The sequence below is a fragment of the Streptomyces sp. NPDC043896 genome (genome assembly GCF_056435605.1).
In genome coordinates this window covers 1-16,711 of the sequence record NZ_JBWKEE010000006.1, presented here as the reverse complement: position 1 = coordinate 16,711, position 16,711 = coordinate 1, and the positions used below count along the sequence as shown (strand labels likewise).

Sequence of the window (16,711 nt, the reverse complement as noted above, 5' to 3'; positions counted from 1 at the left end):
GCCTGCGTACCCCCGCCTCCGGAAGGCCCCCGGAAACGCCGAAGGGGCCCGGGGCGTACACCGCTCCCGGACCCCTCCAGCCGCTAACCTCACGTCGCGCGACGGCGCCGCGCGCCCGGCCTGCGCTCGCTGGGACGGGCCACCGTCTCGCCGGCCTCCTTGGCCGCCTCCCGGCGGGCCTCCCCGTACGCGGCCAGCGCCTCCGCCAGCTTGCTCACGCTCGGCTCCGGCGACAGCACGTCCACGCGCAGCCCGTGCTCCTCCGCCGTCTTGGCCGTCGCCGGCCCGATACAGGCGATGACGGTCACGTTGTGCGGCTTGCCGGCGATGCCGACGAGGTTGCGCACCGTGCTCGACGACGTGAACAGAACGGCGTCGAAACCGCCGCCCTTGATCGCCTCACGGGTGTCCGCCGGCGGCGGCGAGGCCCGCACGGTCCGGTAGGCCGTGACGTCGTCGACCTCCCAGCCCAGCTCTATCAGCCCGGCCACCAGCGTCTCCGTCGCGATGTCTGCACGCGGCAGGAACACGCGGTCGATCGGGTCGAAGACCGGGTCGTACGGCGGCCAGTCCTCCAGCAGCCCGGCGGCCGACTGCTCACCGCTCGGCACCAGGTCCGGCTTCACGCCGAACTCGACCAGCGCGGCGGCCGTCTGCTCGCCGACCGCGGCGACCTTGATGCCCGCGAAGGCACGCGCGTCGAGCCCGTACTCCTCGAACTTCTCCCGCACCGCCTTGACGGCGTTCACCGACGTGAAGGCGATCCACTCGTAGCGGCCCGTCACCAGGCCCTTGACCGCCCGCTCCATCTGCTGCGGGGTGCGCGGCGGCTCCACCGCGATGGTCGGCACCTCGTGCGGCACCGCGCCGTACGAACGCAGCTGGTCGGAGAGCGAAGCGGCCTGCTCCTTCGTACGCGGTACGAGGACCCGCCAGCCGAACAGCGGCTTCGACTCGAACCAGGCCAGCTCCTCGCGGCGCGCCGCGGCCCCCTGCTCGCCGACCACGGCTATCACCGGCCGCGAGCCCTCGGGGGAGGGGAGCACCTTGCCCTGCTTGAACACCTGGGCGATCGTGCCGAGGGTCGCGCTCCAGGTCCGCTGCCGGGTCGTCGTACCGCCCACGGTCACCGTCAGCGGGGTCTCCGGCTTGCGGCCGGCCGCCACCAGCTCGGCGGCCGCGCTCGCGACCGTCTCCAGCGTCGCGGAGACCACGACGCCGCAGTCGCTCGTGCCGACCTCGCTCCAGCAGCGCGCCGAGGCGTGCCGCGCGTCCACGAAGCGCACGTCCGCGCCCTGTTCGCCGCGCAGCGGCACACCCGCGTACGCGGGCACGCCGACGGCGGTCGCCACACCGGGGACCACCTCGAAGGGGATCCCCTCGTGGGCGCAGGCGAGCATCTCCTCGGACGCGCTCCCCTCCAGTCCGGGGTCGCCGGTCACGGCACGGACGACCCGCCTGCCGGAGCGCGCGGCCTCCATGACAAGATTGGCAACGTCCGCGGCGGTCGACGGAGTACGGATCGCCGGGACCCCGGCGGCGGCTGACACTTCGTCAGCCACCGTCAGCTGCGGCGTGTCGACACCCGCGCGCGCGTGGGTCCGTACGACCTCGAGCACCTCGGGCTCCGCGATCAGTACGTCCGCGGCGGCGAGCGCCTCCACGGCGCGCAGCGTCAGCAGACCCGGGTCGCCCGGACCCGCACCGAGGAAGGTGACGAGCCCGGGGGCGGCTACGCCCGCGAAGGGGGAGGTGGTGGGGCTTGAGGGGTTCAAAGGGATCGCTCCCCCATCAGACCGGCCGCGCCCTTGGCCAGCATCTCGTCCGCGAGTTCGCGGCCGAGCGCCATGGCCTCGTCGTACGACTGGGGCACGGGACCGGTGGTGGACAGCTGCACCAGCGTCGAACCGTCGAGGGTCCCGACGACACCACGCAGGCGCATTTCATTGACAATCTGCCCGTCGGCCAGCAGGTCGGCGAGCGCGCCCACGGGTGCGCTGCACCCTGCCTCCAGGGCGGCGAGGAGCGCACGCTCCGCGGTCACGGCGGCCCGCGTGTGCGGGTCGTCGAGGCGGCCGAGCGCGGAGATGAGGTCCGCGTCGGACGCGAGGCACTCCACGGCCAGGGCTCCCTGGCCGGGGGCGGGGAGGACGTTGTCGACCGACAGCAGGTCGGTCGCCTCGTCGGCGCGCCCGATCCGGTTCAGCCCGGCCGCGGCCAGCACGACCGCGTCGAGCTCGCCGGCGCGCACGAAGCCGATCCGGGTGTCGACGTTGCCGCGGATCGCGACGGTCTCGACGGACTTGCCCAGGCTGCGGGCGTAGGCGTTCAGCTGCGCCATGCGGCGCGGCGAACCGGTACCCACGCGGGCGCCGTCGGGCAGCTGCTCGAAGGTCAGGCCGTCGCGGGCCACGAGCGCGTCGCGCGGGTCCTCGCGCTTCGGCATGGCCGCGATGACCAGCTCGTCGGGCTGCGTCGTCGGCAGGTCCTTCAGCGAGTGCACGGCGAAGTCGACCTCGCCGCGGACGAGTGCCTCGCGCAGGGCGGTGACGAACACGCCGGTGCCGCCGATCTGCGCGAGGTTCTCGCGGGACACGTCACCGTAGGTCGTGATCTCCACGAGCTCGACGGGCCGGCCGGTGATCGCCCGTACCGCCTCGGCGACGTGCCCGGACTGGGACATGGCCAGCTTGCTGCGCCGCGTGCCAAGCCGGAGGGGCTGGTCGGGACGTGTGTTCATGATGCCCGTCCTGGGTCGTCGTTCTTCGGATCGGCCGCGTCCGCCCGGCTGACGGATGCCACCGTCTGAGGGTCGAGGTCGAAGAGTTCGCGCAGCGCCTCGGCGTACCCGGCGCCGCCGGGCTCGCTCGCGAGCTGCTTCACGCGCACGGTCGGCGCGTGGAGGAGCTTGTCGACGACGCGGCGCACGGTCTGGGTGACCTCCGCGCGCTGCCGCTCGTCGAGATCGGGTACCCGCCCGTCGAGCCGTGCCACCTCCATGGCGACGACCTCGGCTGCCATCGCCCGCAGGGCGACGACGGTGGGCGTGATGTGCGCGGCCCGCTGTGCCGCGCCGAAGGCGGCCACTTCCTCCGCGACGATCCCGCGCACGGCGTCGACGTCGGCGGCCATCGGCGCGTCCGCGGACGCCTCCGCCAGGCTCTCGATGTCGACGAGCCGCACGCCCGGCATCCGGTGCACGGCGGCGTCGATGTCCCGGGGCATGGCCAGGTCCAGCAGCGCCAGCCGTACGGGGACGGCCCCGTCGGCCTGGGCCCGCACGGACCGGCGCGGCTGCCGCTGCGCGGCGGCCTCGCCCTGGTCGGCCCAGGCCCCGTGCAGTTCGAGCGACCCGGCGTCGACCCCGGCGAGCGCGGACCGTCCGTCACCGGCGAGCGCGGCCGGCGCGTCGAGCCCGACGGGACATCCGTCGCCCTCGAAGGCGGCGGGCGCCGCGATGGTCCGCACGGCCCCGGCGTCGGCGATCCGCCGGCCGCCCTGCGCGACGGCGGCGAGCCGCGCGACGACCTCCGCGTCGACGACCTGCACCCCGCGGGCCACGCCCGGCGCGGCACCGGTCGCGCCCAGCCCCGCCGACGCCTGAGGCGCGGGGGTCTGGGGCGCAGCCCCGTTGTCCAGCCCCGCCGGCGTTCGAGGCGCCGGGGTCTGGGGGCGGAGCCCCCAGGACGGGGTCCGGGGCGCGGCCCCGGTTTCGGGAAGGGGCGGGGTGGGGGAGAGCCCCGCAGGGCCCGCCACCGCCGCAGCGGCAGCGCCCCCGGCATCAGCGAGGGCCGCCGACACGTCGTCCCCGGTCAGCACCAGCCCGGTGGCCCCGGTGCAGGACACGACCACGTCGACCCGCGCCAGCTCACCGGCGACGGCCGACATCGCAACGGCCCGCGCCGCGACACCAGTGCCCGAGGCAACCAAAATCTCCGCGAGACGCTCGGCCCGCTCCGCGGTCCGGTTCGCCACGACGACCTCGGCGACACCCACCCGCGCCAGCGTCGCCGCCGCCAGCGAGGACATCGACCCCGCGCCGATCACCAGCGCGCGCTTCCCGGCGGCCCACTCCCCCACCGGCAGGTGCACCGCGAGCTGCTCCAGCCCGAAGGTCACCAGCGACTGCCCGGCCCGGTCGATCCCGGTCTCCGAGTGCGCCCGCTTGCCGACCCGAAGCGCCTGCTGGAAGAGGTCGTTGATCAGCCGCCCCGCCGTGTGGAGCTCCTGCCCCAGCGCCAGCGCGTCCTTGATCTGGCCGAGGATCTGGCCCTCGCCGACGACCATCGAGTCCAGGCCGCACGCCACCGAGAACAGGTGGTGCACCGCCCGGTCCTCGTAGTGCACGTAGAGATAGGGGGTGAGCTCTTCCAGGGCCACCCCGCTGTGCTGCGCGAGCAGCGTCGACAGCTCGGCGACACCGGCGTGGAACTTGTCCACGTCGGCGTACAGCTCGATGCGGTTGCACGTGGCCAGCACGGTCGCCTCCGCCGCCGGTTCGGCGGCCAGGGTGTCGTGCAGGAGCTTGGCCTTGGCGTCGGCGGACAGCGAAGCCCGCTCCAGCACGCTCACGGGCGCGCTGCGGTGACTGAGGCCTACGACGAGCAGACTCATGCCGGCATCACCGCCGGGACGTCGCCCTCGGGGCCGCCCTTGCGCGCGGCGGCGGCCCGCCCGGCCGGCGGCTCGACGGCGGCGACGGGCGCGGCACCCGCACCGGCACCGGCGGCCCCGGCACCCGCGGCGCCCGCACCCCGCTCGGCCTCGCCCTCGGCGTCCGCACCCGTACCGACGCCGGAGCCCTCGCCCGCCTTGCGCTGCTCGTGGAACGCCAGGATCTGGAGCTCGATCGACAGGTCGACCTTGCGCACGTCCACGCCGTCGGGCACGGACAGCACGGTCGGCGCGAAGTTGAGGATGGAGGTGACACCGGCGGCGATCAGCCGCTCGCTGACCTGCTGGGCCGCGCCCGCCGGGGTCGCGATGACCCCGATCGACACGCCGTTCTCCTCGATGATCTTCTCCAGATCATCGGTGTGCTGTACGGGCATGCCCGCGACCGGCTTGCCGGCCATGGCCGGGTCGGCGTCGATCAGCGCGGCCACGCGGAAGCCGCGGGACGCGAAACCGCCGTAGTTGGCGAGGGCCGCGCCCAGGTTGCCGATGCCGACGATGACGACCGGCCAGTCCTGGGTCAGGCCGAGTTCGCGGGAGATCTGGTAGACGAGGTACTCGACGTCGTAGCCGACGCCGCGCGTCCCGTAGGAACCGAGGTACGAGAAGTCCTTGCGCAGCTTCGCGGAGTTGACTCCGGCGGCGGCCGCGAGCTCCTCGGAGGACACCGTGGGAACCGATCGCTCGGAGAGCGCGGTGAGTGCGCGCAAGTACAGCGGAAGCCGGGCGACAGTGGCCTCGGGAATACCTCGGCTGCGGGTCGCCGGTCGGTGAGTTCGGCCAGTTGCCACGATGCTCCTGCGGGATGAGCGGGGCTGCAGGCGGCCTCTTGTCCCAGGACCGCCCCGTCGAATGCAGGCTATGTCTTTGTGAACGCGTGCACAAAGATTGTGTCCGCTTTGTCCGAGCAAAGTGACCGGGGTCACGCGGGTTGGGCAGATGGGGCCCGGGCCGGGAACGGGCCGAACCCGTTCAAATCCCGAGGGGGGCAAAACGGTACACACTCCTCATCGATACGCCCCCGAGTCCCCATAAATCGCCCATGATGGTAACGGGCGAAACGGTCAGGCACCCAATGCCCGTCGCAGCCGGTCAGGGTTCACCCTCCAGAAGGTGTGCTGCTCTCCGTCCACCAGCACCACGGGGATCTGCTCCCAGTGCAGCCGGTAGAGCTCCTCGTCCTGCGAGATGTCCTTCTTCTCCCACTGTGCGCCCGTCTCGGCGCAGACCTTCTCGATCACCTCCTGGGCGTCGTCACAGAGATGGCACCCCGGCTTCCCGATGAGCGTGACCATCCGCTCTTCGGGACGCTTCTTTTCCTTGCGGCGCAGAAAACTCATGCCCCCATTGTCCCGCGCCGGGCCGGGGCGCCCGAAGAGTTAACCGCTCCGTTTCCCGGCGGTTCGGGAACTCCCGAACACAATGGCTATGCTCGCGTCATGGCCGCTCTGGGATGGCTCACCCCCCGTAGGCGCTCCGCGACGGCGCGGAGCGTGCTGGCAGGCGAGGCCTCGGCCGAAGCCGCCCGCAAGACCGCGCAGGCCGGTGCCCCGCACGCCCCCGAGGCGGCCGGCGCACCGGAAGCGCCGCCCGCGCCCGCACCCGGGGAAGCCCTCGGCGCCGCGGCCGCGCCCGCCGGGACCGAGCCGGCGGAGCCGGAGTTCCCGGTCCACGGCGACGACCTCGCCGCCGCCTTCTTCGACCTCGACAACACCGTCATGCAGGGCGCCGCGATCTTCCACTTCGGCCGCGGCCTCTACAAGCGCGAGTTCTTCCGCCGCCGCGAACTGGCCCGCTTCGCCTGGCAGCAGGCCTGGTTCCGGCTCGCCGGGGTCGAGGACCCCGAGCACATGCAGGACGCGCGCGACAGCGCCCTGTCCATCGTCAAGGGCCACAAGGTCTCCGAACTCATGGCCATCGGCGAGGAGATCTACGACGAGTACATGGCGGAGCGGATCTGGCCGGGCACCCGCGCCCTGGCCCAGGCCCACCTCGACGCCGGCCAGAAGGTGTGGCTCGTCACCGCCGCCCCCGTCGAGACGGCCACGATCATCGCCCGCCGCCTCGGCCTGACCGGCGCCCTGGGCACCGTCGCCGAGTCCGTGGACGGGGTCTACACCGGGCGCCTGGTCGGCGAGCCGCTGCACGGCCCCGCGAAGGCGGAGGCGGTGCGCGCGCTGGCCGCCGCCGAGGACCTCGACCTCGAACGCTGCGCGGCGTACAGCGATTCGCACAACGACATCCCGATGCTGTCGCTGGTCGGACATCCGTACGCGATCAATCCCGACACAAAACTGCGCAAGCATGCCCGGGCCCACGACTGGCGGCTGCGCGACTATCGGACCGGCCGCAAGGCCGTGAAGGTCGGCGTCCCGGCAGCCGCCGGAGTCGGCGCGATCGCGGGCGGCGCGGCCGCCGCCATCGCCCTGCACCGGCGCCGCAAGTAGCAACCCCGGGGCCCCGCTCCGCGCGGGGCCGCCCGGCGGTCATTCGCTCCCCTCTACCCGCGCCGTCGGCGCGGCACTCCGGCCTGCCCGACTCGGTCGTGAGCCACCGTGGAAGCGTCCATTCCGCGCATCCAAGCGATCAGAAATCGATCACCAACCGGGCCTGAATATGCCCTCGACACGCAACGGAAGTGTCGGAACCGGTGATTTAGGCAACTGGGTGTAGTGCTGCCTGTACGAAGCGTTATTCTCCTCAAACGCATGCCACCGGCCATCCGTCCCCACGACGGGTGAACGGTCCCGCACTGCACGTGATGGAAGCTCTGCCTCTGGGAGTCCCGTGTACCCACCTGTCGGGGTTGACGCCTCGGGCCTGGCTACGCTGCGCGCGACGGTCCTCGACCACCTGCGCGGCTTCGTCCCCACCGCGTACGCCGTCCCCGCCTTCGCCGCCGCGGTCCCTGCCGGCCTCGGCCCGGCCGGCCCCTGCTACGCCCTGACGGACGGCGGGGCGACCGTGGGCAGACGCGGTCGCGCGGGCTCCGCCGCCGCCGGCGGCACCAGCACGCCCACCGCCCGCCGCCCCACGGCGGACAGCGACCAGGCCCGCATGATGGACCTGGTCGAGCGCGCCCAGGCCGGCGAGGCCGAGGCCTTCGGCCGCCTCTACGACCAGTACAGCGACACGGTGTACCGCTACATCTACTACCGCGTCGGCGGCAAGGCGACCGCGGAGGATCTCACCAGCGAGACCTTCCTGCGCGCGCTGCGCCGCATCTCCACCTTCACCTGGCAGGGCCGCGACTTCGGCGCCTGGCTGGTGACCATCGCGCGGAACCTGGTGGCGGACCACTTCAAGTCCAGCCGCTTCCGCCTGGAGGTCACCACCGGCGAGATGCTCGACGCCAACGAGGTGGAGCGCAGCCCCGAGGACTCCGTCCTGGAGTCCCTGTCCAACGCGGCACTGCTCGAAGCCGTACGGAAACTGAACCCCCAGCAGCAGGAGTGCGTCACCTTGCGCTTCCTCCAGGGCCTCTCGGTCGCCGAGACCGCCCGGGTGATGGGCAAGAACGAAGGCGCCATCAAGACGCTCCAGTACCGGGCGGTCCGCACCCTGGCCCGCCTGCTGCCGGACGACGCCCGCTGACCCCTCCCGCACACCAGACGACCTCACTACCGGTGACCCCTCGATGACGCTGTGGTCCGATCATCCTTCGTCCGTAACCCAAGTGCCGCGCCGCTCGTTGTGCGGAATGCAGGCTCCCTGTGGACACGCCCTGCCCGAAGCCGCTCACCCGAAAGTGTGGATGTGCTCAAGGAAGGCAACCTTCCGGACACCTTGGGGAGTCGATCGTCATGACGAGAGGAGGTGCCGCCAGTGATCGCGAACGTGACTCCGCACCGGCGGGCGAACGCCTTCGCCCAGGCCCTGGAGGACCGGACCCCGTCCGGTCTTTCGGAACCGGACCCGGCGGCCGAGCAGTCCGAGGCACCTGCCGAAACCGCCGACCACGACCGGTTGTTGGCCCTGGCGAGCGTGCTCGGCGAAATGCCGCGCCCGGTGCTGGACCCCGAGGTCAAAGTGGTGCAACGAGCACAGCTCGTCGCCGCCATGGAGGCCATGGTGATGGAGGAGAGGACCGGGGGCGGTGCCGCCGAGGACCCTCTGGTGCCCGAGCAGCGGACCGGCCGCGGCGCCCACAGGGCGACCTCGCTCCGGAAATTGCGGCCCCGCTCCCGCTGGTCCAAGGGCATCGCAGCGGGGGGCCTCACCGTGGGTGTGGCCGCAGGGGCCTTCAGCGGAGTGGCCGCTGCCAGCACCGACGCCCTGCCCGGTGATCCCCTCTACCCGGTCAAGCTGGGCATGGAGGACCTGAAGCTGGGCATGGCCGACGAGGGCGCGGACCGGGGCGAGGTCTACCTCGACCGGGCCTCGAACCGCCTGTCGGAAGCACGCCGCCTGATGGAACGCGGCCGTTCCGGTCCCCTGGACCACGAGGTCCTCGGCGAGATCCGGCGGGCGCTGGCGGGCATGCAGCACGACGCGGCCGAAGGCCACCGGCTGCTCCAGGCGGCCTACAAGCGGGACGGCTCGCTGGGCCCCATCCAGACGCTGTCCTCGTTCTCCAACTCCCACCGCGACGCGTGGGGCCGGCTCCGCTCCGCCCTCCCGCCGCAGCTCATGGACGTCGGCAACCAGGTGAGCTCGGTCTTCCAGGCCATAGACGACGAGGTCGCGCCGCTCCAGAGCCTGCTCCCCAAGCCACCGGAGCAGATCCGCGGCGGCCCGGGCGGCACCCCGGCCAAGCCGAACACCCCGGCCACGGGCAAGCAGCAGCCCGCCCCGGCACCGGACGCCCCCGCCTCGGCGCAGGCCCCCGCCGCCCCCAGCCCCTCCGGAAGCCACGCCCCGGCGCCCGGCAGCGGCCTCCTGGGCGGCACGGGCAACCTGCTGAACCCGCCGGCGCAGGGCCAGTCCGCCCCGCCCCCCACGACGGCCCCGGCACAGCCCCAGCCGGACATCACCCTGCCGCCGCTCCTCCCGGGCCTCCTCCCGGGCCTGGGCATCCAGGCGGAAGACGCCGAGTAACCCGGCCGGGCAACACACCGGAACGCCGACGGGGCAATCCAGCCCCGTCGGCGTTCGAGGTGCGACACCGTCAGAAGAAGACCGACCGCCGCTGCACGAGCAGCTTGTACAGCGTGTGCTGGATCTGCTCCCGCACCTGGTCCGTCAGGTTGAACATCAGCATCGGATCCTCGGCCGCCTCCGGCGCGTACCCGTCCGTCGGGATCGGCTCGCCGAACTGGATCGTCCACTTCGTCGGCAGCGGCACCGCCCCCAACGGCCCCAGCCACGGGAACGTCGGCGTCACCGGGAAGTACGGCAGCCCCAGCAGCCGCGCCAGCGTCTTCGCGTTGCCGATCATCGGGTAGATCTCCTCCGCCCCGACGATCGAGCACGGCACGATCGGGGTCCCCGCGCGCAACGCCGTCGACACGAACCCGCCCCGCCCGAACCGCTGGAGCTTGTACCGGTCACCGAACGGCTTCCCTATCCCCTTGAAGCCCTCCGGCATCACCCCGACCAGCTCCCCGGCCTCCAGCAGCCGCTGGGCGTCCTCGGCGCACGCCAGCGTGTGCCCGGCCTTCCGCGCCAGCTCGTTCACCACCGGCAGCATGAACACCAGGTCCGCCGCCAGCAGCCGCAGGTGCCGCTCCGCCGGGTGATGGTCGTGCACGGCGACCTGGAGCATCAGCCCGTCCAGCGGGAGCGTCCCCGAGTGGTTCGCCACGATTAGCGCCCCACCCTCCTTCGGGATGTTCTCGACGCCCTTCACCTCGACCCGGAAGTACTTGTCGAACAGCGGCCTCATCAAGGACATCAGGACCTGGTCCGTCAGCTCCTTGTCGTAGCCGAACTCGTCGACCTCGTACTCGCCCGTGATCCGCCGCCGCAGGAACGCCAGCCCGCCCGCGAGCCGCCGGTCCCAGCCCCCGTCACCGCCGCCCCGCACCGGCGCCTCCGCGACCGGTGAGGGTGCCTCCACCGGCTCCGGCCGGTCCGGCACCGCCCGCACCTTCCGGGGCACGCCGGCGCGCCTGCGCGGCCGGTCCTCGTCGAACGGGATGACCTTGGCGTCGGCCACTATCGCTCCACTCCCTCGTCAACGTTCAACAGCCCCGCGACCCGCCCCACGGCCCGCCCCACCCGCTCCGGCGGCAGCAGCCCGCTCCCCCGGCTCCGCGCGAAGTCCGCGAAGGTCTCCGCGGTCGTGTACATCGGGCGGAAACCGAGCGTCTCCCGCATCTGGGTGGTCTCCACGACCCGCCCGTGCGTCAGCAGCCGGATCTGCTCCGGCGAGAAGTCCGTGGCCCCCACCGCCCGCAGCGCCTGCCCCACCCACGTCACCGCGGGCAGCAGGAACGGCACCGCCGGCCGCCCCAGCCGCCGGGCGCACTGCGACAGCAGCAGCACCCCGTCCCCGGCGATGTTGAAGGTCCCGCTGTTCAGCGTGCCCCGCTCCGGCTCCCCCGCCGCCAGCCGCAGCACCTCCACCACGTCGTCCTCGTGGACGAACTGCAGCCTCGGGTCGTAGCCCAGGACCGTCGGCATCACCGGCATCGAGAAGTACTCGGCCAGCGCGGAGTCCGCGAACGGCCCCAGGATGTTCGCGAAGCGCAGCACGCACACCGCCACGTCCGGCCGCCGGCGCGCGAAACCGCGCACGTAGCCCTCGACCTCGGCGGCGTCCTTCGCGAAACCGCCCGCCGGCAGCGATTTCGGCTGCGTGGTCTCCGTGAAGACGGCCGGGTCCCGCGCCGTGCCCCCGTACACGCTGGTGCTCGACTTCACCACGAGCCGCCGTACCGTCGGGGACTTCTGGCAGGCCCCCAGCAGCTGCATCGTCCCGATGACGTTCGTTTCCTTGACGGTGCTGCGCCCGCCCGGTACTCCCGCGGCCGCGCCGCCGGTCACCGCCAGGTGGACCACCGTGTCCACGGCGTGCTCAGCGAGCACCCGGGCGATGGCCGACTGCCTGATGTCCGTCCGCACGAACTCGGCCGAGCCGAGCCGGTGCGGCGGGCTCACCGCGTCGACCGCGATGACCCGTTCCACTTCCGGGTCGCGCTGGACGCGGCGCACGAAGCGGCCCCCCAGCTGCCGGGCAGCCCCGGTGACGAGCACGACCTTCCCCACGAGCTCAGCGCCTCCCTCGAAGAAGTACCCCCGGCTGCACCGCAGCCCCTCCACCAGGATGGTGGAGGGGCTGCGGAGAACACGTACAGCTGCCGTTTACTTCTTGTTACGACGCTGGACGCGGGTGCGCTTGAGCAGCTTGCGGTGCTTCTTCTTAGCCATCCGCTTGCGCCGCTTCTTGATAACAGAGCCCACGACTACCCTCGCTCACTTCTCTTCACTCGGTGCGGGGCGTCTGGGCCCACACGACCTACGTCGGCCTAGCCTACCCGCCCAAACTCTGAGCTTGTAATCCGAGCCCTCCGCAGGTGTGACCGAGCCCCTCACGAGGCCGGAGTCTCAGGCCGACTCCACCCCCACGAAGGACTCCCTGAGGTACTCGTGAACCGCGTTCTCGGGGACCCGGAAGGACCGGCCCACCCGGATCGCGGGCAGATGACCGTTGTGCACCAGCCGGTACACGGTCATCTTCGACACTCGCATCACCGAGGCGACCTCCGCCACGGTCAGGAACTGAACCTCACTGAGAGGCCTCTCGCCAGCAGCCATGACACCCACCTGACCTTCCGCGCATGACGGGCACCGGCTTCCCCTCCGGTTACTCCTCGTCGTCGCACGCTCACTCCCCAGAGTAGGGGCGGGTGATACGAGTGGGGAAGAGGAGCTACGGCCACTCCTGACGGTCCGACAGCCCGGCGCGGTGCAGCACGTGCCGGATGAGCGGACCGTAGTAGTCCGAGCGCACCCCGTCATCAAGCGGAACGGTCACCGCCACCCGCCCCTCGGCCTCCCCGACGAACAGCGCCGGATCATCCGTATCCCCCAGCCCGATGGCCTCCACACCCAGCTGACCTGCACCGCAGACCCACCCGTGGTCCCCCACCACCAGTTCCGGCAACGGCCCGCCGGCCGCCGCCAGCGCCCCCAGCGCGATCCGAACCGGCAGCGGCGAATGGGAGTGTGCGCCGGTCGCACTCCCGGCTCCCCGCGCGCCGGGTTCCCGCACCAGCGCGACTCCCCGTACGTAATCGATGCGGTGCGGACGTACGCCGAACCGGGTCGCCATGTCGACATGCACCCCCTGCGCCGGAGTGAGGACAACACATCCCGCCGCCGACATCGCCCGCGCCAAAGCGGCGTAGAAACCCAGGAGCCGGTGCGGGTGTCCCGTCCCGAACAGCACCGGCGACCGGGCGTCGGCCGCCACCGCCAGCCGCTCCGCGAACGCCTCCAGGGCCGCCACCGTCCGCTCCGGATCGATCACGTCCGGCCCCCTGACGTGCGCCGGGTCCGCCGAGACCCCGCACTTGGCCGCCATCAGCCCCAGCAGGTCACCCACGCCCCAGCGCCGCTCGGGCTCCAACCCCAGCAGCACCCGCGGGTCCCCCGCCGCGAACAGCCGGTAACTGCGCAGGCTCTCCTCCCGCGTCGTGGCGACGGGCCCGGCCAACCGGGCGGCCAGCAGATGCGCACGCAACGCGCCGGTGCTCAACACCCTCCGATGCTGCCGTACCCGGATCTGCCGGTTCATCAATTCCACCCGACCGCCCCACAGTTGGCGTAACCGCGCCAAAGACCGACGCTACGTCACACCAGCATCCCGCGCAGCGGGAACACCGCCTTCCGCGTCGCGAGAACGGCCTGATCCGTACGGTCCGCCGGGTCGTAGCCGGCGTCCCAGTCCCGCCACCCCGGCGTCCGCCCGTCCGTCATCCGGGCCGGCCCGCCCTGCCGCGTCCGCGCGTACACCTCGTCCAGCCACGCCCGCGGCACCATGGCCAGCGGATCCACCGGCCGGTGCGCCGCGATCCCCACCAGGTGCGTCCACGACCGCGGTACGACGTCCACCACCGCGTACCCGCCGCCGCCCAGCGCCAGCCACCGCCCGCCCGCGTACTCGTGCGCCAGCGCGTGACAGGCCTCCTGCACCGCCCGCTGCGCGTCCAGCGACACCGCGAGGTGCGCGAGCGGGTCCTCGAAGTGCGTGTCCGCCCCGTGCTGGGTCACCAGCACCTGCGGCCGGAAGTCCGCCAGCAGCTCCGGCACCGTCGCGTGGAAGGCCCGCAGCCACCCCTCGTCCCCGGTCCCCGCCGGCAGCGCCACGTTCGCCGCGCTGCCCTCCGCCGCCGGACCGCCCGTCTCCTCCGGCCAGCCCGTCTGCGGGAACAGCGTCCGCGGGTGCTCGTGCAGCGACACCGTCAGCACTCGCGGGTCGTCCCAGAACGCCGTCTGCACGCCGTCCCCGTGGTGCACGTCCACGTCCACGTACGCGACCCGCTCGGCCCCCAGCTCCAGCAGCCGCGCGATCGCCAGCGCCGCGTCGTTGTACACGCAGAACCCTGCGGCCCCGCCCGGCATCGCGTGGTGCAGCCCGCCCGCGAAGTTCACCGCGTGCTCGGCCTCGCCCCTCCACAGCGCCTCCGCCGCCGCCACCGACTGCCCGGCGATCAGCGCCGACGCCTCGTGGATCCCGTGGAACGCCGGATCGTCGACCGTCCCCAGCCCGTACGAACCGTCCGCCACCCCCGGGTCCGCCGACACCTCCCGCACCGCGGCGACGTAGTCCTCCCGGTGGACCAGCCTCAGCGTCGAGTCCCCGGCGGCGGGAGCCGCCCGCACCTCCATCTCCCGGTCCAGCCCGAAGGCACGCACCAGGCCCATGGTCAGCGCCAGACGCACCGGGTCCATCGGATGGCTCGGTCCGAAGTCATACCTCGTTACCGCCTCGTCCCACATCAACAGCCCGGTCACCGGCTCGCCGCTCATGCCCGACACCGTATCGGGCCGGGTCGGCGCCGAAGGAACGGGCGTGGAACAACGTCACCAACACCAGCACCATCGGCACCAGCATCGCGCCCCGGTAACTCCAGGCGTCGCCGATCCCGCCCACCAGCGGCGAACCGATCAGGAAACCCACGTAGTTGAAGATGTTCAGCCGCGCCACCGCCGTATCGGAAGCCCCGGGGAACAACCGCCCCGCCGCCGCGAAGGTCTGCGGCACGATCACGCACAGGCCGATCCCCAGCAGCGTGAAGCCCGCCATCCCCACCCAGGCCCCCGGGGCCACCGCCACCACCGCGAACCCGCCGGCCGCCACCAGCGTCCCCGCCCGCACCACGGCCACCGCCCCGAACCGACGCACCCCGAGGTCCCCGACCGTCCGGCCGGCCAGCGTCGTCACCATGTACACGGTGTAGGGGACCGTCGCCAGCTGCTCCGAACTCCCCAGCACGTCCTGGAGGTACTTGGCACTCCAGTTGGCCACCGTCGAATCCCCGATGTACGCACAGGCCATCACCAGGCACAACGGCAGCAACAGCCGCCCCCCGCCCGCCGGCCACCCCTGCGCGGCCGCCTCCGCCTTCCCGGCCCCGGACCGCGCGTCCACGTAGTACCGGCTTCCCAGCAGCGCCAACGGCAGCAGCACCGCCACCGCCGGCAGGTACCCGGCGAACAGCGACAGGTGCCAGTGCGCCCCCGCCCACGCCGCCGAGGCCCCCAGGATCCCGCCCAGGCTGTACGAGGCGTGGAAGCCCAGCATGACGGAGCGCCCGTACGCCCTCTGGAGGCTCACCCCGAGCATGTTCATCGAGGCGTCCAGCGCGCCCACCGCCAGCCCGAACACCCCCAGGGCCACGGCCACCTGCGCCATGCCGCTCCCGGCGCCGACCCCGAGCAGCGCGAGCAGCACGACGGGCTGCGCCCACCGCAGCACCACGCTGGGCGCGACCCGCTTCACCAGGTGCTCGGTGGCGACGCTGGAGACCCCGGCGAGGACCGGCACGGCGGCCAGGAACACGGGCAGCAGCCCGTCGGATATCCCGTAGCGGTCCTGGATGGCCGGGATCCGCGTCACCAGCAGGGCGAAGGTGACGCCCTGCACGAAGAAGCCGAACCCGAGCGCCCCGCGCCCACGGCGGAGCCGTACGTCAACCGTCATGGCGGCACAGCGTAGGCCCCGCCCCTACTCGGGGGTAGAGAGATCACACGACCAATCAGCCGCCCAGTCCGAGCAGGGCGGACAGCTCCTTCATCTCCCCGAAGCAGGTGGTGGCGCCGGCGAGCTTCGCGGCGGGGACCATCGAGGTGAAGCCGAGGACGTCCATGCCGGCGGCCCGCGCGGCCTCCACGCCGAGCGGGCTGTCCTCGACCACCACGCACCGGGAGGGGTGGACGCCCATCATGTCGGCGGCGTGCAGGAACAGGTCCGGCGCCGGCTTGCCCCGGCCGACGTCCTCCGCGCTGAAGATCCACTCTTCCTCGAACCACTCGTCCAGCCCGGAGACCCGGTGCCCGACGCGGATCCGCTCGTGGCTGGAGGACGAGGCCACGCAGTAGGGCATGCCGACGGCGGACAGTTCCCCGAGCACTTCGGCGACCCCGGGCACGGGCCGCAGTTCCCGCTCGAAGGCGGCGAAGGTCCGCTCGTGCAGGATCCGCTCGAAGTCCTCCGGCAGGCGCTGCCCGGTCCGCTCCTGGACGAGGTCGTGCACCCGGTGCACCGCCGATCCCATGTAGTCCCGCAGGGACTCCTCGTACGTGGTGGGGTGCCCGAGTTCCGTCAGGTACTCGGAGAGGATCGCGTTGGCGACCGGCTCGCTGTCCACGAGGACGCCGTCGTTGTCGAAGATGACCAGCTCATAGCCCATAAGCCCACCATACGAGGAGTCACCGCACGTTGACGGCAACCGCGTGCCGGTAAACGGCTGAACGCTGGAGGCCGAACTGGACCTGAAGGACCCGTGAACGCAGAAAAGCCCCGCACCAGAAGGTGCGGGGCTTTCCCACAAAGATTGTTCGGCGGCGTCCTACTCTCCCACAGGGTCCCCCCTGCAGTACCATCGGCGCTGAAAGGCTTAGCTTCCGGGTTCGGAATGTAACCGGGCGT

At 72.5% G+C, this 16,711-nt stretch carries 16 protein-coding genes and 1 rRNA gene; 3 read left to right on the top strand and 14 right to left on the bottom strand.

Features of this window, described 5'->3' with window-relative positions:
• Window positions 1-89: 89 nt before the first annotated feature.
• The 5 genes from AC069X_RS10260 to AC069X_RS10240 form a co-directional block, all read right to left on the bottom strand.
• Window positions 90-1,775 carry a bifunctional uroporphyrinogen-III C-methyltransferase/uroporphyrinogen-III synthase gene (locus AC069X_RS10260; RefSeq protein ID WP_478727053.1) on the bottom strand — a complete coding sequence of 562 codons (1,686 nt, stop codon included), beginning with the start codon at window positions 1,773-1,775 and terminating at the stop codon, window positions 90-92.
• Window positions 1,772-2,740 carry a hydroxymethylbilane synthase gene (gene hemC, locus AC069X_RS10255; protein ID WP_478727051.1) on the bottom strand — a complete coding sequence of 323 codons (969 nt, stop codon included), beginning with the start codon at window positions 2,738-2,740 and terminating at the stop codon, window positions 1,772-1,774. The genes AC069X_RS10260 and hemC overlap by 4 nt, the downstream gene beginning before the upstream one ends.
• Window positions 2,737-4,614 (bottom strand): glutamyl-tRNA reductase, encoded by a 1,878-nt coding sequence (locus AC069X_RS10250; RefSeq protein WP_478727049.1) that lies wholly within the window; start codon window positions 4,612-4,614, stop codon window positions 2,737-2,739. Before AC069X_RS10250 ends, hemC begins: the two co-directional genes overlap by 4 nt.
• Window positions 4,611-5,465, bottom strand: a complete 855-nt coding sequence (locus AC069X_RS10245) for a redox-sensing transcriptional repressor Rex (protein WP_478727047.1) — start codon at window positions 5,463-5,465, stop codon at window positions 4,611-4,613. The genes AC069X_RS10250 and AC069X_RS10245 overlap by 4 nt, the downstream gene beginning before the upstream one ends.
• A 273-nt stretch (window positions 5,466-5,738) precedes the next feature.
• Complete coding sequence (locus AC069X_RS10240) at window positions 5,739-6,014, bottom strand: glutaredoxin family protein (protein WP_478727045.1); 276 nt, start codon at window positions 6,012-6,014, stop codon at window positions 5,739-5,741.
• A 99-nt stretch (window positions 6,015-6,113) separates the two neighbouring features.
• On the opposite strand from AC069X_RS10240, the gene AC069X_RS10235 reads away from it, so the two are divergent.
• The 3 genes from AC069X_RS10235 to AC069X_RS10225 all read left to right on the top strand — a co-directional run bounded on the left by AC069X_RS10235 (window position 6,114) and on the right by AC069X_RS10225 (window position 9,711).
• A complete protein-coding gene (locus tag AC069X_RS10235) occupies window positions 6,114-7,121 on the top strand; it encodes an HAD family hydrolase (RefSeq protein ID WP_478727043.1) in 1,008 nt (335 codons plus the stop codon).
• A 340-nt stretch (window positions 7,122-7,461) separates the two neighbouring features.
• Window positions 7,462-8,268 carry an ECF subfamily RNA polymerase sigma factor, BldN family gene (locus AC069X_RS10230; RefSeq protein ID WP_125817538.1) on the top strand — a complete coding sequence of 269 codons (807 nt, stop codon included), beginning with the start codon at window positions 7,462-7,464 and terminating at the stop codon, window positions 8,266-8,268.
• Between the two features lie 231 nt (window positions 8,269-8,499).
• Window positions 8,500-9,711 (top strand): DUF5667 domain-containing protein, encoded by a 1,212-nt coding sequence (locus AC069X_RS10225; protein WP_478727041.1) that lies wholly within the window; start codon window positions 8,500-8,502, stop codon window positions 9,709-9,711.
• 70 nt (window positions 9,712-9,781) lie between these two features.
• On the opposite strand, the gene AC069X_RS10220 is transcribed toward AC069X_RS10225, so the two are convergent.
• The 9 genes from AC069X_RS10220 to rrf all read right to left on the bottom strand — a co-directional run.
• Window positions 9,782-10,771 (bottom strand): lysophospholipid acyltransferase family protein, encoded by a 990-nt coding sequence (locus AC069X_RS10220; RefSeq protein ID WP_478727039.1) that lies wholly within the window; start codon window positions 10,769-10,771, stop codon window positions 9,782-9,784.
• The gene (locus AC069X_RS10215) at window positions 10,771-11,823 is read right to left on the bottom strand and encodes an NAD-dependent epimerase/dehydratase family protein (protein WP_478727037.1); all 1,053 of its coding nucleotides are present in this window, start codon (window positions 11,821-11,823) and stop codon (window positions 10,771-10,773) included. Before AC069X_RS10215 ends, AC069X_RS10220 begins: the two co-directional genes overlap by 1 nt.
• Window positions 11,824-11,919: 96 nt before the next feature.
• Complete coding sequence (locus tag AC069X_RS10210) at window positions 11,920-12,018, bottom strand: 30S ribosomal protein bS22 (RefSeq protein ID WP_003948845.1); 99 nt, start codon at window positions 12,016-12,018, stop codon at window positions 11,920-11,922.
• 144 nt (window positions 12,019-12,162) lie between these two features.
• Window positions 12,163-12,372, bottom strand: a complete 210-nt coding sequence (locus AC069X_RS10205) for a helix-turn-helix domain-containing protein (RefSeq protein WP_162688852.1) — start codon at window positions 12,370-12,372, stop codon at window positions 12,163-12,165.
• Window positions 12,373-12,487: 115 nt separating this feature from the next.
• The gene (locus tag AC069X_RS10200) at window positions 12,488-13,318 is read right to left on the bottom strand and encodes a phosphatase (RefSeq protein ID WP_478727568.1); all 831 of its coding nucleotides are present in this window, start codon (window positions 13,316-13,318) and stop codon (window positions 12,488-12,490) included.
• 92 nt (window positions 13,319-13,410) lie between these two features.
• Window positions 13,411-14,559, bottom strand: a complete 1,149-nt coding sequence (locus tag AC069X_RS10195; protein WP_478727566.1) for an acetoin utilization protein AcuC — start codon at window positions 14,557-14,559, stop codon at window positions 13,411-13,413.
• On the bottom strand, window positions 14,531-15,763 hold the full coding sequence (locus AC069X_RS10190) for an MFS transporter (protein ID WP_478727034.1): 1,233 nt from the start codon (window positions 15,761-15,763) through the stop codon (window positions 14,531-14,533). Before AC069X_RS10190 ends, AC069X_RS10195 begins: the two co-directional genes overlap by 29 nt.
• Window positions 15,764-15,818: 55 nt before the next feature.
• Window positions 15,819-16,472, bottom strand: coding sequence for an HAD family hydrolase (locus AC069X_RS10185; RefSeq protein WP_478727032.1), 654 nt, complete (start codon window positions 16,470-16,472; stop codon window positions 15,819-15,821).
• 146 nt (window positions 16,473-16,618) lie between these two features.
• Window positions 16,619-16,711 (bottom strand): 5S ribosomal RNA (gene rrf / locus AC069X_RS10180); the annotation flags it as partial.

Excerpts from the sequence above, each read along its gene's own strand:
- AC069X_RS10235 (WP_478727043.1), top strand. The coding sequence starts at position 6,114 with ATGGCCGCTCTGGGATGGCTCACCCCCCGTAGGCGCTCCGCGACGGCG.
- AC069X_RS10240 (WP_478727045.1), bottom strand. The coding sequence starts at position 6,014 with ATGAGTTTTCTGCGCCGCAAGGAAAAGAAGCGTCCCGAAGAGCGGATG.
- AC069X_RS10205 (WP_162688852.1), bottom strand. The coding sequence starts at position 12,372 with ATGGCTGCTGGCGAGAGGCCTCTCAGTGAGGTTCAGTTCCTGACCGTG.
- AC069X_RS10250 (WP_478727049.1), bottom strand. The coding sequence starts at position 4,614 with ATGAGTCTGCTCGTCGTAGGCCTCAGTCACCGCAGCGCGCCCGTGAGC.
- AC069X_RS10195 (WP_478727566.1), bottom strand. The coding sequence starts at position 14,559 with ATGTGGGACGAGGCGGTAACGAGGTATGACTTCGGACCGAGCCATCCG.
- hemC (WP_478727051.1), bottom strand. The coding sequence starts at position 2,740 with ATGAACACACGTCCCGACCAGCCCCTCCGGCTTGGCACGCGGCGCAGC.
- AC069X_RS10190 (WP_478727034.1), bottom strand. The coding sequence starts at position 15,763 with ATGACGGTTGACGTACGGCTCCGCCGTGGGCGCGGGGCGCTCGGGTTC.
- AC069X_RS10185 (WP_478727032.1), bottom strand. The coding sequence starts at position 16,472 with ATGGGCTATGAGCTGGTCATCTTCGACAACGACGGCGTCCTCGTGGAC.